The sequence below is a fragment of the Xanthobacter nonsaccharivorans genome (assembly GCF_043194755.2).
In the GTDB taxonomy this organism is placed as follows: Bacteria; Pseudomonadota; Alphaproteobacteria; order Rhizobiales; family Xanthobacteraceae; genus Xanthobacter; species Xanthobacter autotrophicus_G.
The window spans coordinates 3,845,943-3,861,964 of the sequence record NZ_CM195526.1 but is presented as its reverse complement, the minus strand read 5'-3'; the positions used below and the strand labels follow the sequence as shown (position 1 = coordinate 3,861,964).

Genomic DNA, 16,022 nt, shown 5'->3' with positions numbered 1-16,022 from the left:
GCGGGAGCCTCCGGGCGGGCGCGGGGCCGGGTTGAAACAGGCCGGCGCGTGAATATCTGAGGGGCCAGAGACCGGCAAACCGTGCGGCCGGCCCGTTCCCGTTCCGGGGGGCGTGCCGGCGGCGCGCGTTTCTGGCACCATTCTTCCCGGGCCGAGGCGTCCCCACCGCGGGGCATGCGCCGGGGCCTGGCGGATCGTTCCGAGGAGACTTCATGAGCGGCGAGACTGCCCGCGGCGCCGGACGGCCCGCGGCCGAGGCGGCGCAGGACGACATCGTCACCGCCTTCCAGGTGGATGCGCTGGATCTGCGCGGGCGCACGGTGCGCCTCGGTTCCACCCTCGACCAGGTGCTGGCCCACCACAACTATCCCCCCGCGGTGAAGCGCGTGGTGGGCGAGGCGGTGACGCTTGCCGTGCTGCTCGGCTCCTCGCTGAAGTTCGAGGGCCGCTTCATCCTGCAGACGCAGACGGACGGGCCGGTGGACATGGTGGTGGCGGACTTCGTCAGCCCCGACAAGATCCGCGCCTACGCCCGCTACGATGTGGCGGCGCTGGCCGAGGCGGAGACGCGCAACGCCACCTCGCCCGCGGCGCTGCTCGGGCGCGGGCATCTCGCCATGACCATCGACCAGGGCATCTCCACCAATCGCTACCAGGGCGTCGTGGTCCTCGACGGCTCGGGGCTGGAGGCGGCGGCGCACGAGTATTTCATGCAGTCCGAGCAGATTCCCACCCGCGTGCGCCTCGCCGTGGGCGAGGAGGTCAAGGCGGGCGGTGCGGCCTCCAGCTGGCGGGCGGGCGGGCTCCTCGCCCAGTTCCTGCCGCAGGACGCCTCCCGCGCCCGCATGGCCGATCTCTCCCCCGGCGATGCGCCGGAGGGGACGGCCGCCCACGCGGTGGACGAGGACGACGCCTGGGTGGAGGCCCGCTCCCTCGTCGGCACGCTGGAGGACGTGGAGCTGATCGACCGGGATCTGTCCTCCGAGCGCCTGCTCTTCCGCCTGTTCCACGAGCGCGGGGTGCGGGTGTTCGACCCGCGGCCGATGGCGGCCCACTGCTCCTGCTCGCGGGAGAAGGTGTCGGGCGTGCTCGCCTCCTTCTCGACGGACGAGCGGCGCGAGATGATCCAGGACGACGGCAAGGTGACGGTGACCTGCGAATTCTGCGGCCGCACCTACAAGTTCGCCGCCGAGGAGGTGCTGGGCGGGCAGACGGATTCGTAGAGGGCAGGGACTGCGCGGCCGCCGCCTCACTCCGGGCGCCGGGGGCATGCACGACGGCCGGCATTTCCTGCGCCTCCGGAATGGCGGGCTTTTCTGAAGGCCTACTGGCTCGGCAGCCTCGCGGAGGTCTGGGATAATCCGGAGAGGCCGGGCAACCTGCAGGAACGGGACGAACGCCGCATGATCGCCCGCGCGCTTCAGGGCCTGACCTGCGGGAGCGGCGCGCGGTATCGGATTTCCCGGCGTCTGTCCTCGGGCAGGACCTGCCCCGCGCCGAGCTGATCCGCGTCTTCAACGATCATTCCACCGAAATCTACCTGGGAGATTCGGGCAAACCCCACTTCTTCTTCATGCTCGTTCGCGACATGGCGCACGAGGGGAACGGTGGTGGTCTGCCCCGTCCGGACCGAAACCGCTGAGGCGCGCCGCTTTCCCCATCGCGGCGCGGCCGGCGTTGTTTTTCGTCTCCCCTCACACCTCCTGCGCCGTCTTCAGCAGGAAGGCGTAGAGCGCCTCGGCTGCGAGGCCGATGTCGGCGGGGGCGGCGTATTCGCGCGGGTTGTGGCTGCCGTTCTGCGACCGCACGAACAGCATGGCCATGGGCATGATGCCGCGGAACACCATGGCGTCGTGCCCCGCGCCCGAGGGCAGGCGCAGCGCCGGCAGGCCGAGGCTCTCCACCACTTCGGCCATGCGCTCCTTCAGCGGGCCGTGGCAGGGGGCGGCGGGCACCTCGTGGCCGATGTCCACGCTGGCCCTGACGCCGCGCCGCGCCGCGATCTCCGCCACCGTCGCGCGGATGTCGGCGAGGGCCGCATGGCGCAGGTCGTCGTTGAGGGTGCGCACGTCGAGGGAGAACTGCACCTCGCCGGGCACCACGTTCACCGCGCTGCCGGCGATGACGAGGGTGCCCACGGTGGCGACGAGATCATCCCCGTTGGCACGGCCACGGGCCTCCACAGCAAGGATCATCTCGGCGGCGGCGGCCAGCGCATCGTGGCGCATGGCCATGGGCAGGGTGCCGGAGTGGCCGGCCTCGCCCCGCACCCGCACATGCCCGCGCGAGGCCCCGGCGATGCCGGTGACGATGCCGAGCGGCGCGCCCGCCGCCTCCAGCACCGGGCCCTGCTCGATGTGCACTTCCACGTAGCCGAGCATGTCCTGCGGATCGCGCCGGCAGTCGGCCACCCGGTCCACCGGCGCGCCGAAGGAGCGCAGCGCCTCGATGCGGGAGATGCCCTGCGCGTCCACGTCCTCCAGGCTCCTCGGGTCGAAGAGGCCGGCCATGGCCTTGGAGGAGGTGAGGGTGGAGAGGAAGCGCACGCCCTCCTCGTCGGCGAAGGCCGCCACCTCGATGGCGAACGGCAGGCGGATGCCGCTGGTCTTCAGCGCCTCCACGGCGGCGATGGCGGTGAGCACGCCGAGGTTGCCGTCGTAGATGCCGGCGTTGCGCACCGTGTCGATGTGCGAGCCGATGAGCAGCGTCTTCGCGTTCGCGCGGTCCGCGGGATAGCGGCCGACGATGGAGCCGGTGGCGTCCATGTGCACCTGGGTGAGGCCGGCCTCGCGCATCCAGTAGGACACCTGCGCCGCCGCCCGCTTGTGCGCCGGGGTGAGGGTCAGGCGGGTCAGCTCGCCCGGCACCTCGGTGAAGGCGGCGAGCTCCTTCAGGCGCGCGGTGATGGTGTCCCCGTCGAGCGGGGCCAGGGCGGGGACGGGGGCAGCTTGGGGCACGGAGAACACCTTATTCACGGGTGTCAGCCTTTCGGCAGCATCTGCTCGAGGCGCAGGAGGGCGATGCGCTCGATCTGTGTGAGGGCTTCCGCGACCTCGGCGTCGCGGTCGTTGGCGAGGCGGCGCTCGAAGGCGTCGAGGATCTCGGCCTTGGTGCGGCCGCGGATGGCCATGATGAAGACGAAGCCGAACTTCGCCGTGTAGGCGTCGTTCAAGGCCGTGAAGCGGGCCTTTTCCTCGGCGGTGAGCCGGTCGAGGCCGGCGGAGGCCTGCTCGGCGCTGGACTCGGCGGTGAGCAGCTTCGCCTCGGCGAGCTTGCCGGCAAGGTCCGGATGGGCGTGGATGACGCCCATCTGCCGCTCCGGCGGCGCCGCGCGCAGCACGGCGGCGAGCACGGCGTTGAGGCCGCCGGGCGTGTCCTCGCGCGGCGTGAGGCCGTTCAGATAGGCGCCTTCCGCGATCCAGGGCGAATGCTCGTAGACCCCGCCGAACCGCTCCACGAACAGGCCGCGCGGCATGACCGAGGGGGTGTAGCCGCCCGCCGGCGGGTGATGGGCGATCCAGTGGCGGGCGATGTCCACCCGGCGCGCCACCCACACCTTCTCGTGCCTGGCCACATAATCGAGGAAGCGGGCGAGGGCTGCCGCCCGGCCCGGCCGGCCGGCGAGGCGTGGATGGAGGCCGATGGAGAGCATCTTCGGCGCGCGCGCGCCCTCGGCGTAGAGGCAGTCGAACGAGTCCTTCAGATAGTCGAAGAACTCGGTGCCCGAGCCGAAGCCCGCCGCCACGGAGAAGCGCATGTCGTTGGCGTCGAGGGTGTAGGGCACCACCAGCTGCGGGCCCTTGGGGCCCGTGATCCAGTAGGGCAGGTCGTCGGCATAGCTGTCGGCCACATAGAGGAAGCCGCCTTCCTCCATGGCGAGGGGCACGGTGTGCTCGGCGGAGCGGCCCTGGTAGAAGCCCAGCGGGCGCTCGCCCACCACCTCGGTGTGGAGGCGCACCGCCTCCTGAATGTGTTCGCGCTCCGCGTCGCGGGTGAAGTCCTTGTATTCGAGCCATTTGTAGCCGTGGCTCGCGAGCTCCCAGCCGGCCTCCTTCATGGCCGACACCGCATCGGGATTGCGGGCGAGGGCGGTGGCGACGCCATAGACCGTCACCGGCATGGCCCGCTCGGTGAACAGGCGCAGCAGCCGCCAGATGCCGGCGCGGGCGCCGTATTCGTAGATGGACTCCATGTTCATGTGCCGCTGGCGGGGCCAGGGCACGGCGCCGATGATCTCGGAGAGGAAAGCCTCCGAGGCGTTGTCGCCATGGAGGACCGAGTTCTCGCCGCCCTCCTCGTAATTCACCACGAACTGCACGGCGATGCGCGCCTCCCCCGGCCAGCGGGGGTGGGGCGGGGTGCGCCCGTAGCCGATCAGGTCGCGGGGGTAGGGCTTGCCGGTGACCGGGTCCCTGGCGGCGCCGGAGAAGGGGGGCTGCGCGCTCATCGGGTCACGAGCCCCGGTAGGTGGAGTAGCTCCACGGCGAGCACAGCAGCGGCACATGATAATGCCCGTCCGCGCCGAGGGCGAAGCGCAGGGGCACCACGTCGAGGAAGGCCGGATCGGCGATGGGCGCGCCGGTGGCGCGGAAATGGTCGCCGATGTGGAACTCAAGCTCGTAGGTGCCGGCCCTGAAATCGTCGCCGGCAAGCAGCGGCGTGTCGGTGCGGCCGTCCGCGTTGGTCTGCCGCCGCGTGATCAGCGTGCGGCTTCCATCGGCCTCAAGGCGGTAAAGTTCCACTGCGACATTGGCCGCCGGCCCGCCAGCGACGGTGTCGAGAACATGCGTGGACAGGCGCCCCATTCTTCCCTCTCGAGCCTTGCGGGCAAAAGCTCCGCTGCGCGGCAGCATAACCCGGAGCGGGCCCGGCGATTTTCCAAAAAAATTGGAAGATATTTCGATTGGCCAACCATTTTCGTGGAGACGGATTTGATCTCCAATGAGGCATGCCGATGCGTTGGGCATTTCGCCCGATCGGACGCGCGCTCCGCAAGAGCGCCAACAAAGCCAGAACGCCCTTCCGAACCCGATCCAGATTGCCTTTCAGGGGGATCCCGTGTCGCAGATTTCTCAGACCGTTCATCCCGTGGACGAGGTGCTTCCCGCACCGAAACTTGCCGTCCTCGGCCTCCAGCACGTGCTCGTCATGTATGCGGGCGCGGTGGCGGTGCCGCTCATCATCGGCCGCGCGCTGAAGCTGCCGCCCGAGCAGGTGGCCTTCCTCATTTCCGCGGACCTGTTCGCCTGCGGCCTCGCCACCCTCGCCCAGTGCCTGGGCTTCCTGGGCGTCGGCATCCGCCTGCCGGTGATGATGGGCGTCACCTTCGCCTCGGTGGGGCCCATGCTCTCCATGGCGGGGGATCCGTCCATCGGCCTGCTCGGCATCTATGGCTCGGTGATCGCCGCCGGCATCTTCGGCATCATCGTCGCGCCCTTCGTCTCGCGCCTGCTGCCCCTGTTCCCGCCGGTGGTGACGGGCACCATCATCATGGTCATCGGCATCTCGCTCATGCGGGTGGGCATCAACTGGGCGGGCGGCGGACTGCCGTTCTTCACCCAGACCATCGACGGCAAGATGGTGCAGGTGGCGAACCCCGCCTACGGGCAGCTCCAGGGGCTCGGCATCGCCTTGTTCGTGCTGCTGGTGATCCTCGCCCTCATCCGCTTCGGCAAGGGCTTCGTCGCCAATGTGGCGGTGCTGCTCGGCATCGTCGCCGGCGCGGCGCTCGCGAGCGCGCTCGGCATCATGCATTTCGAGAAGGTGGCGGCCGCCCCCTGGTTCGACGTGATCCTGCCGTTCCATTTCGGCGTGCCCACGTTCCACCTCGTGCCCATCGTCACCATGTGCATCGTGATGGTGGTGGTGATGATCGAATCCACCGGCATGTTCCTCGCCCTCTCCGACATGACCGGCAAGCCGGTGGACGAGAAGGCGCTGGCCCGCGGCCTACGCGCCGACGGCGTGGGCACGCTGCTCGGCGGCGTCTTCAACACCTTCCCCTACACCTCCTTCTCGCAGAACGTGGGCCTCGTGGGCGTCACCGGCGTGCGCTCGCGCTGGGTGACGGTGACCGGCGGCGTCATCATGCTCGGCCTCGGCCTGCTGCCGAAGATGGCCGCGCTGGTGGAGGCGGTGCCCCAGGTGGTGCTCGGCGGCGCCGGCCTCGTGATGTTCGGCATGGTGGCGGCCACCGGCGCGCGCATCCTCACCGGCGTCGACTTCAAGACCAACCGCAACAACCTGTTCATCGTCGCGGTGTCGGTGGGCTTCGGCATGATCCCGCTGGTGTCGCCCAACTTCTTCAAGGCGCTGCCGCACGAGCTGCACCCGCTGCTGGAGAGCGGCATTCTCCTGTGCGCCATCGTGGCCGTGGTGCTGAACGTCTTCTTCAACGGCGTGAAGCGCTCCTCGACGGAGGAGATCGTCGCCGCCGCCAAGCAGGCCGAGGCGCACTGAGCCGGATCCGGCGCGCTGGTCGATCAGGGATGCGTGCCTCCGGGGCGGCTTGCGCTGCAAGCCCCGCTGGGCATGCCACAGGGCCCGGTCAGGGCGCAGGGAGACGGGGAGCGGCCGATGATGGGGACGGAAACGGCCTCAGGCGGACAGCCGCTCCCCGATCTTCCCCAGCTCGCCGGCGATGTAGCGGCGGCCCTGGTCCACCAGCATGTCGGCGAAGGCCTTCACTTTCAGCGGCACCAGCTGGCGGGCGGGGTAGAGCACCGCCAGCGTCGCCGGCCGCGGCGGATGGGTCTCCAGCACCGGCACGAGGCGTCCCGCCGCGAGCGCCTCGGCCACCTCGAAGCGCGGCTTCACCACGATGCCGCGTCCCTCCAGCGCCCAGACCGTGAGAACATCGCCGTCGTCGGCCTCCAGGTGCCCGGTGACGGGCACGGCGAGGTCGCGGCCGTCGTCCGTCAGCATCCAGCGCAGCTCGCGCAGGCTGGCGAACCTGAGGAGCAGGCATTGATGGGAGAGAAGGTCCTGCGGGCGCTGCGGCGCGCCCGCCCGCTCCAGGTAGGACGGGGCGGCGCACAGGATGCGGTCCACCTGCGCCACCTTGCGCATGATCATCGAGGAATCCTCGAAGGTGGCGAGGCGCAGCGCCACGTCGATGGATTCGGCGATGAGGTCGAGCGTGTGCTCGGACAGCCTGAGGCGCACGTCGATCTCAGGGTGGCTCTCCTGGTAGCGGGCCGCCACCTGCGCCACGAGACGCCGGCCGAGATGGAGCGGGGCGGTGACGCGCAACGCCCCGCGCGGCAGGGCGCCGAGCTCGGAGATGTTGCTTTCCGCGGCATCGATGAGACGGAGCGCCTCGGTGATGGCCTCGTAATAGACGCGGCCCTGCTCGGTGAGGCTCATGCGCCGCGTGGTGCGGTTGAACAGGCGGCAGCCCAGGTGCTTCTCCAGCGTCTGGATGCGGTGGCTCACCACGTTGGCGGAGAGGCGCAGGCGCCGCGCCGCTTCCGAGAAGCTCTCGCTCTCCACCGAGGCGACGAAGGCCTTCATATTTTCCAGCACGATCCGGCGTCCCTTGACCTCTTGCCCAAGAACGATACGCAAGCCGGGCGGCGCGGCCAATGGCGCCGCGCACTCTCCGGCGCCGAGGGACATGCCCCTTCCTCTTCCAGCTACGGGAACTGAACGGCAATGGAACCTATCCTGCACGAATGGGGCAGCCTGCTGCTGCGATGGACGCACATCATCGCCGGCATGGCATGGATCGGCTCGTCCTTCTACTTCATGCATCTCGATGCCAGCCTCAAGGTCTGCGCGGACATCCCGCCCGGCAAGGGCGGCGAGGCGTGGGAGGTGCACGGCGGCGGCTTCTACCAGGTGAAGAAGTATCTGGTGGCCCCGAGCTTCCTGCCCGAGGAGCTGGGCTGGCACAAGTGGCAGTCCTACGCCACCTGGATCACCGGCTTCTTCCTGCTGATCTGGATCTATTACTACCAGTCCTCGCTCTATCTCATCGACCCGGCGGTGATGAGCCTGAAGCCGATCGCCGCCTTCGCCATCGGCATGGGTGGCCTCGCGGCGGGCTGGATCGCCTACGATCAGCTCTGCCGCTCGAAGCTCGGCGACAACCCGACCATGGTGGGGGCCATCGTGTTCGTGGGGGTGGTGCTGGCGGCCTTCCTGTTCCAGCAGGTGTTCTCGCCCCGCGCCGCCTTCATCCACACCGGCGCGCTGATGGCCACCATCATGAGCGGCAACGTCTTCTTCGTCATCATCCCCAACCAGCACAAGGTGGTGGCGGCGCTGAAGGCGGGCGAGGTGCCGGACCCCTATTACGGCAAGACCGCCAAGCTGAGGTCGGCGCACAACAACTATTTCACGCTGCCCGTCGTCTTCCTGATGATCTCCAACCACTATCCGCTCACCTATTCCACGCCCTACGCCTATGTGATCGTGGCGCTGGCGCTGATCGCCGGGACGGTGATCCGCTATTTCTACAACGAGCGGCATGCGGGCCGCGGCGACAAGGTCTGGTGCTGGCTGGTGGCGGCGGTCTGCCTCGTCATCGGCATCTTCATCTCGGCCACCACCACGCAGGCGGGGCGCACCGCGCTCGGCCTCTCGCCCCTCGTCACGCCGGCCTATGCGAAGAGCGGACCGCCGGAGGAGGTGCCGGACGACGTGCTCAACATCGTCATGGGCCGCTGCTCCATGTGCCACGCCGCCGAGCCGCTCTACGAGGGCATCACCATCGCCCCGCGCGGGGTGATGCTGGACACGCCGGAGCATGTCGCCAGGAACCGTTCCCTGATCCTGGTGCAGGCGGGGCTCACCCACGCCATGCCGCCCAACAACATCACCGAGCTTTCCGAGGAAGACCGCGCCGCGCTGCGCGCCTGGGGCGCTGGCAAGTAGCCCGTATCCTTCAACTCCGGCTCGGCCGCGCGCCGGGCCTCCCGTGTTTCCCGATCCCGAGGACAGGACCCATGAGCACCCCCGAGACCGACACCCTGAGCCACCTGATCGCCGCGCGCGCCCCCGACCAGCGCGCCTTCCTGGCGGAGCTGGTGAAGGTGCCCTCCGACAATCCGCCCGGCGACTGCGCGCCCCATGCGGCGCGGGCGGCCGAGCTGCTGGAGGGGCTGGGCTACGCGGTGGAGCGGCACGTGGTGCCGGCCGAGCGGGTCAAGGCCGCCGGGATGATCTCCGTCACCAACCTCATCGTCCGCCACCGCTTCGGGGAGGGTCCCGTGATCGCCCTCAACGCCCATGGTGACGTGGTGCCCCCCGGCGAGGGCTGGACCCGCGACCCCTACGGCGCCGAGGTGGTGGACGGGCGCATGTACGGCCGCGGCGTCGCCGTCTCTAAGTCCGACTTCGCGACCTACGCCTTCGCCCTCGACGCGCTGAAGCGCTCGGGTCTGCCGCTGAAGGGCACGGTGGAGCTGCACTTCACCTATGACGAGGAGATCGGCGGCGAGGTGGGTCCCGGCTGGATCCTGGAGCAGGGCATCACCAGGCCGGACCTCGCCATCTCCGCCGGCTTTTCCTATGCGGTGGTGGTGGCCCACAACGGCTGCCTGCACCTGGAGGTGGAGGTGATCGGCAAGTCGGCCCACGCCGCGCTGCCCTTCACCGGCATCGACGCGCTGGAAGGCGCGACGAAGATCCTCACTGCTCTTTATGCCTATCGCGACACGCTGCAGGACAAGGTGTCGGAGGTGGCGGGCATCGGCGCGCCGCAGCTCACGGTGGGCCTCATCTCCGGCGGCATCAACACCAATGTGGTGCCGGACCGCGTCACCTTCCGCCTCGACCGCCGCATCGTGCCGGGCGAGAGCCCGGAGGCGGCGGAGGCGGAGGTGCGCCAGGTGATCGCCGGCGCGCTCGCGGGCTCGAAGGCGAGGGCGGAGGTGCGGCGCATCCTCCTCGCCCGCCCGCTGGTTCCGGGGGAGGGCGCGCGGAAGCTCGCCGCCGTCATCTGCGCGAACGCTTCCGCCGTCACCGGCGAGGACGTGAAGGAGACGGGCGTGCCGCTCTATACGGACGCGCGGCTCTATGCCGAGGCGGGGGTGCCCGTGGTGCTCTATGGCGCCGGCCCGCACACCATCGAGGAGGCGAATGGCCACCGGGCGGACGAGAACCTCCTCCTGTCCGACCTCGACAAGGCCACCCTCGTCATCGCCCTCACCCTGCGCGACCTCCTCGCCTGAGGAGGCGGTGCCCCGGATGCCGCGACGGCGGAGGCGTTCTCCTTCCGCCGTCGCTAAAGCACGCCGGGGCATGATGGGGGCTCCTCCTCCTGTTCCCCGGACCCGCGACACCGCAGGTGGAGCGCCGATCCGGGCCCAGGGGAAAAGCCGGCGCAGCCGGCCATCCCCGCCGAGGTCTCCGTTATCGTCGTCTCCGACGAAGTCTTGCGCCGGGGCCCCGGCTCTCCTTTCCCTGCGCGCGGTTCCGTTTCGGTCGGCCGGGGGCACCGGGCGGGTTCATGAAAGAACGTCAGCTCCGGCTTGTCCGGCCGTCGGCTGTAGCCGACTGCCGCTCATAGAGGCGCAATTGGTCAGCAGCCGAGCTGCGGGGCACCTGCCGCATCGTGCCGGTACGCTTCAAGACCAGACGCCGGCCAAGCCGCAGGGGGATCCCGCGGAGTGGATCCCCCGGACGGGCCGGGGGATGACGGGGGTTAAGGGGCTGCGGCCCGTTCCCCAGGCCAGAGATTGCAGGTGGAGCGCCGATCCGGGGCCCAGGGGAAACGTCGGCGCAGCCGGCCATCCCCATCCCCATCCCCATCCCCGCCCCGCCCCCCGCCCCCGTCTCCGCGATCGCACCTTTGACGCCCCCTTGCGCTCGCTTTCGGCTCTCCGTCCGCGCGCCGAACCGCCGGCCGCAGCGCGATTCCATCCTTCCGCCCCTTGCCGCGGCTGGGGGCGGCGGCGCCGCGGCCCTTCATTGCCCGGCCGGCGTCCGGTAGAGTTGCCGGATGATTCGCGAGGCGCCGCAAAGGCTGCGGTGCCCGCAGGGCAGGGGAAGGAAACCGGGGCGAATGGCGGAGCGCATCCGGAGGAGTGACGTCCGGGGGGCGGCTGAAGGTCCCCGGCGTGCGGATCCCCAGAGCCGGCGTCCTTCGGGTGGCCGGCCCTCGGGCGAGAGCCCGCTGGGCGCGGAGCCTCGGGATCGTGCGCCGGGCCTCGGCCGCGCGCCATGCCGCATGCCGCCGCGCGGCGGCCGGGTCGCCTCCGCCCTCCTCGGGGCGACCGCGCTTTCCCCGGTCCTCGCCGGTCCTGCCTTCGCTGCCGACTGGCCGCTGATCTCCACCGCCGCGCATGCGCTCTGGCCGGTGCTGGCGCTCGCCTTCGCTCTGCTGGCGGGCCTTGCCGCCGTTCGCGCCCGTCGCAGCCGGGAGACCGAGCGCCGGCGGGCCGACCACGCCGAGCGCGTCATCGGCGAGACGGTGGGCGCCGCCTCCCGCGCGCGGGCGGATGCCCACGCTTTCAAGACCCTGCTCGGCGCGGATGCGCCGGCCGTGCTGACCTGGACCAGCCGGACCTTCCAGCCCGAGGTGCTGGGGCTCGATGAGGGGGATCTGAGGCGCGCCCTCGGCCCCGCCGCCGCCGATCTCGACGCTGCCGTCACCCGATTGCGGGCGGAGGACGGCGCCCTCTGGGCCCGGCTCGACGGCAAGGACGGCGCTTTCCTGGTGGAGGGGCGCAGCCTCAACGGCGCCGGCGTGCTGCTGGTGCGGCCGGAAGCCGAGGCGGGGCAGGCGCGCGCCGTTGAGGCCCTCGGCCCCGGCCTCGCGGCGGCGCTGGACGCCGCCCCGGCCCCCGCCTGGCTGCGCTCGGCGGATGGCGTCCTGCTCTATGTGAACCCCGCCTTCGTCGCCGCCGTGGGCGCCGCCTCGGCGGAGGAGGCGCGGGCCGGCGGGCTCGACCTTCTGGACGCGCGCACCCGCGCCGCCGCCGCCGGCGCGGAGAAGACCGGCGGCGCCTTCCACCAGCGCGTGCGGGCGGTGGCCAAGGGCCAGCGCCGCCAGCTGGAGGTGGTGGAGGTGGCGGGGGATTTCGGCATCGCCGGCCTCGCCATCGACGTCACCGGGGAAGAGGCCGCGCGGGCGGAGACGGCGCAGGCCGTGGCCGCCCACCGCCGCACCCTCGACCAGCTGACCACGGCGGTGGCCATCTTCGGCGCCGACGAGCGCCTCGTGTTCCACAATGCCGCCTATGAGCGGCTGTTCGACCTCGCCCCGAGCTTCCTCGACCAGCGTCCGGCGGACGGCGAGATCCTGGAAGACCTGCGCACCCGCCGCAAGGTGCCCGAGCAGGCCGACTTCCGCGCCTGGCGCGCCAAGTTGCGCGAGGCCTACCGCGCCATCGAGCCGGTGAACGATTGGTGGCACCTGCCCGGCGGGCAGATGCTGCGGGTGGTCATCACCCCCAATGCGGAAGGCGGCGTCACCTATCTGTTCGACGACCTTTCCGAGCACGTGGCGCTGGAGAGCCGCTACAACAGCCTCATCCGCATCCAGGGCGAGACGCTGGACGGCCTCGCCGAGGCGGTGGCCGTGTTCGGCGACGACGGGCGGCTCAACCTCTACAACCACGCCTTCCTCTCGCTCTGGTCGCTGGACGCCCACGCGCTGGGCGAGAAGCCGCACGTGGACGCGGTGGCCGCCATGTGCCGCCCGCTCCACGGGGAGACGCCCGCCTTCGCCCGCATCCGCCAGGCGGTGACCGCCATCGGCCCGCGGGAGGCGGCCACCTTCCGCCTGGAGCGGCCCGACGGGCGGGTGCTGGACGGCGCTGCCCAGCCCTTGCCGGACGGCGCCACCATGGTGACCTTCCGCGACGTGACCGACACGGTGCGGGTGCAGCGCGTGCTCGAGGAGCGGGCCGAGGCGCTGGAGGCGGCGGACAAGCTGAAGAACGCCTTCGTCGGCCACGTCTCCTACCACCTGCGCACCCCCCTCAACACGCTGATGGGCTATGCCGACATGCTGCGGGAGGGCCTCGCCGGCCCGCTCAACGACCGCCAGCGCGAATATCTGGAGCACATGCGCCAGTCGTCGGACCTGCTGCGGGCGCTGATCGACGACATCCTCGACCTCGCCACCATCGATGCCGGGGCCATGGAGCTCGACCTCTCCGAGGTGGACGTGGCCGAGACCGTGTCGGCGGTGGCGGAAGCGGTGCGCGACCCGGTGGCGGAGGCGCGGCTCACGCTTGCCGTCAGCGTCGATCCCGCGGCCGGGCGCTTCACCGCCGATGCGCGGCGGGTGCGGCAGATCCTGTTCAACCTGCTCTCCAACGCCATCGCCGTGTCACCGGAAGGCGGCACGGTAAGCCTTGCGGCCATGCGGAGGGACGGGGCGCTGGTGTTCACCGTGCGGGACGACGGGCCGGGCGTGCCGGCGGAGGTGGCGGGGTCGCTGTTCGAGCGGTTCGAGAGCCGCAGCGCCGGCCCGCGCCACCGGGGCGTGGGGCTCGGCCTCGCCATCGTCCAGTCCTTCATGGCGCTGCATGGCGGCTCCGTCTCGGTGCAGCCCGCCGGGCCGACGGGGCACGCGTCCGGCACCCTCGCCACCTGCATCTTCCCCCTCGACGGCGAAGGCCGGCGGGAGGCCGCCCAATGACCCTTGCCATCGATCGCCTCCCCGGCCTGCCGGTTGCCTGCCGCGTGCTGCTGCCGGACCTCGCCGCCACCGCCCGGCTCGCCGCCCTGCTCGCCACCTGGTTCGGTCCGAAGGACACGCTGACGCTCACCGGCGACCTCGGCGCCGGCAAGACGGAATTCGCCCGCGCCCTCATCCGCGCCTTCGCGGAGGACCCGGGCGTCGACGTGCCGAGCCCCACCTTCCCCATCCTCATCTCCTACGATTTCCCGCGCGGGCAGGTGGTCCACGCCGACCTCTACCGGATCCTGGACGTGGAGGAGCTGGACGAGCTCGGCTGGGACGAGCTGCGCGAGAATGCCCTGGTGCTGGTGGAATGGCCCGACCGCGCCGAGGATCGCCTGCCCCAGGACCGGCTCGACGTGGAGCTGTTCATCGCCGCCGGCACCGAATATGCCGCCGAGCTGGGCCCGGAGGCGCGCATCTGCGTGCTCACGGGCTACGGCAGCGTCGCCGCGCGGCTGGAGCGCTTCCACGTGGCCGAGGGGCTGATCGAGGCGGCAGGCTTCGGCGAGGCGGCGCGGGCGTTCCTTCAGGGGGACGCCTCCAGCCGCTCCTACACCCGCCTGGTGCTGCCGGACCGCTCCGCCATCCTGATGAACGCGCCGCGCCAGCCGGACGGACCGCCCATCCGCCGCGGCCTGCCCTACAGCCAGCTGGTGCACCTCGCGGAGGACGTGAAGCCGTTCGTGGCCATGGACCGGGCGCTGCTGGCGCAGGGCTTCTCGGCGCCGCTCATCTATTCCGCGGACCTGGAGGCGGGCCTCCTCGTCATCGAGGACCTGGGGCGCGAGGGGGTGCTGGCGGGCACGCCGCCGGCCCCGGTGCCCGAGCGCTATATGGCGGCGGTGGAGGTGCTGGCGGCCCTGCACACCCGCAACTTGCCGCAGACGCTGCACGTGGCCCCCCGCGTCGAGCGGGCGCTGCCCAACTATGACGCGGCGGCCATGCTCACCGAGATCGACCTGATGCTGGACTGGTACCTGCCGTCCCGCGGGATCCATCTCGACGGGGTGGTGCGGGAGGAGTTCCACCTCATCTGGCGCGGCGCGCTGAACGGGCTGCTGCACGAGCCCCTCACCTGGGTGCTGCGCGACTTCCATTCGCCCAACCTCATCTGGCTGCCGGGCCGGGCCGGCCTGCGCAAGGTGGGGCTCATCGATTTCCAGGACGCGGTGCTCGGCCCCGCCGCCTACGATCTCGTGTCCCTCGGCCAGGACGCGCGGGTGGACGTGCCGCAGGAGCTGGAGCTCCACCTGTTCAGCCATTACGTGAAGCTGCGCCGCGAGGCCGACCCGCTGTTCGACGTGAAGACGTTCGCCCGCTCCTACGCGGTGATGGGCGCGCAGCGGGCCAGCAAGATCCTCGGCATCTTCACCCGCCTCAACGACCGGGACGGCAAGCCGGCCTACCTGCGGCACCTGCCGCGCATCCGGCGCTACCTCGCCCGCTGCCTCGGCCACCAGGACCTCGGCGCGCTGAGGACCTGGTACGAGCAGGTTCTGCCATCGAAGGACTTCGCCGCGTGAACGAGACGCAGAAGGTGCAGATCGAAACCGCGATGGTGCTCGCCGCCGGCATGGGCACGCGCATGCGCCCCCTGACCGACCGGGTGCCGAAGCCGCTGGTGGAGGTCTATGGCCGTGCCCTGGTGGACCATGTGCTCGACCGCGTGGCGGAGGCCGGCATCGGCACCGCCGTGGTCAACGTGCACCACCATGCCGACATGCTGGAGGGGCATCTGAAGGGCCGGCAGGGGCCGCCGCGCATTGTCGTCTCGGACGAGCGGGGCGCGCTTCTGGAGACCGGGGGCGGGGTGCGCAAGGCGCTGCCCCTGCTGGGGCCGGGGCCGTTCCTCGCCATCAATTCCGACACCATCTGGATCGAGGGCATGCGCGCCAACCTCGCGCGGCTGATCGAGCATTTCGATCCCGTGCGGATGGATGCGCTGCTGCTGCTGGCCCCGGCGGCCCTGTCCATCGGCTATGACGGTCCCGGCGATTTCCTGATGGACACGCTCGGCCGGCTGACCCGGCGGGGCGAAAGGCTGGTGGCGCCGTTCGTGTTCGCCGGCGCCTCCATCCTGAAGCCGGAGCTGTTCGCCGGCACGCCGGAGGGGGCCTTCTCCCTCAACCGCGTGTTCGACCGGGTGGCGGAGGCCGAGCGGCTGTTCGGCCTGCGGCTCGACGGCGTGTGGATGCACGTGGGCACCCCCGAGGCCATCGCCCTCGCCGAGGAGGCGATCCAGAGGTCCAGCGATTGAGGGCGGGGGAGTTTCATCGATGACGGGCCGAAAATGGCCCTCGTCCCCCGGCTGACTGGCGCGAATGGCAGACGGAGAGCCGGGGCCCGGCGCGGACAAGTGGATGCCCGGGAACCCGGCTCCTGC

Annotated in this window: 11 protein-coding genes; 7 read left to right on the top strand and 4 right to left on the bottom strand. The window is 71.0% G+C overall.

From position 1 onward, the window contains the following. Positions 1-212 precede the first annotated feature (212 nt). The gene (locus V5F59_RS17655) at positions 213-1,223 is read left to right on the top strand and encodes an Hsp33 family molecular chaperone (RefSeq protein WP_393976510.1); all 1,011 of its coding nucleotides are present in this window, start codon (positions 213-215) and stop codon (positions 1,221-1,223) included. A gap of 471 nt (positions 1,224-1,694) precedes the next feature. Here the strand turns inward: V5F59_RS17655 and V5F59_RS17650 are convergent, their stop codons facing one another. From V5F59_RS17650 to uraH, 3 genes are read right to left on the bottom strand one after another with little or no spacing between them, the layout of a single operon-like run. Continuing rightward, on the bottom strand, positions 1,695-2,957 hold the full coding sequence (locus V5F59_RS17650) for an allantoate amidohydrolase (protein WP_393976509.1): 1,263 nt from the start codon (positions 2,955-2,957) through the stop codon (positions 1,695-1,697). Positions 2,958-2,980: 23 nt separating this feature from the next. After that, entirely contained in the window at positions 2,981-4,447 is a 1,467-nt protein-coding gene (puuE, locus tag V5F59_RS17645; protein ID WP_393976508.1) for an allantoinase PuuE, read from the bottom strand. Positions 4,448-4,451: 4 nt separating this feature from the next. Beyond that, complete coding sequence (uraH, locus tag V5F59_RS17640; protein WP_393976507.1) at positions 4,452-4,805, bottom strand: hydroxyisourate hydrolase; 354 nt, start codon at positions 4,803-4,805, stop codon at positions 4,452-4,454. A 262-nt stretch (positions 4,806-5,067) separates the two neighbouring features. Here uraH and V5F59_RS17635 point away from each other — a divergent pair, with 262 nt between their 5' ends. Next, positions 5,068-6,459 (top strand): nucleobase:cation symporter-2 family protein, encoded by a 1,392-nt coding sequence (locus tag V5F59_RS17635; protein ID WP_393977068.1) that lies wholly within the window; start codon positions 5,068-5,070, stop codon positions 6,457-6,459. Positions 6,460-6,597: 138 nt separating this feature from the next. Here the strand turns inward: V5F59_RS17635 and V5F59_RS17630 are convergent, their stop codons facing one another. Continuing rightward, positions 6,598-7,524, bottom strand: coding sequence for a LysR family transcriptional regulator (locus V5F59_RS17630; RefSeq protein WP_393976506.1), 927 nt, complete (start codon positions 7,522-7,524; stop codon positions 6,598-6,600). A gap of 129 nt (positions 7,525-7,653) precedes the next feature. Here V5F59_RS17630 and V5F59_RS17625 point away from each other — a divergent pair, with 129 nt between their 5' ends. The 5 genes from V5F59_RS17625 to V5F59_RS17605 all read left to right on the top strand — a co-directional run bounded on the left by V5F59_RS17625 (position 7,654) and on the right by V5F59_RS17605 (position 15,896). Beyond that, a complete protein-coding gene (locus V5F59_RS17625) occupies positions 7,654-8,877 on the top strand; it encodes a urate hydroxylase PuuD (RefSeq protein ID WP_393976505.1) in 1,224 nt (407 codons plus the stop codon). A 71-nt stretch (positions 8,878-8,948) separates the two neighbouring features. Next, on the top strand, positions 8,949-10,175 hold the full coding sequence (locus V5F59_RS17620) for an ArgE/DapE family deacylase (protein ID WP_393976504.1): 1,227 nt from the start codon (positions 8,949-8,951) through the stop codon (positions 10,173-10,175). Between the two features lie 998 nt (positions 10,176-11,173). Beyond that, a complete protein-coding gene (locus tag V5F59_RS17615) occupies positions 11,174-13,594 on the top strand; it encodes a sensor histidine kinase (protein ID WP_393976503.1) in 2,421 nt (806 codons plus the stop codon). Beyond that, a complete protein-coding gene (gene tsaE, locus V5F59_RS17610; protein WP_393976502.1) occupies positions 13,591-15,162 on the top strand; it encodes a tRNA (adenosine(37)-N6)-threonylcarbamoyltransferase complex ATPase subunit type 1 TsaE in 1,572 nt (523 codons plus the stop codon). The genes V5F59_RS17615 and tsaE overlap by 4 nt, the downstream gene beginning before the upstream one ends. A gap of 32 nt (positions 15,163-15,194) precedes the next feature. After that, positions 15,195-15,896, top strand: coding sequence for a nucleotidyltransferase family protein (locus V5F59_RS17605; protein ID WP_393977066.1), 702 nt, complete (start codon positions 15,195-15,197; stop codon positions 15,894-15,896). The last annotated feature ends 126 nt before the right edge of the window (positions 15,897-16,022 follow it).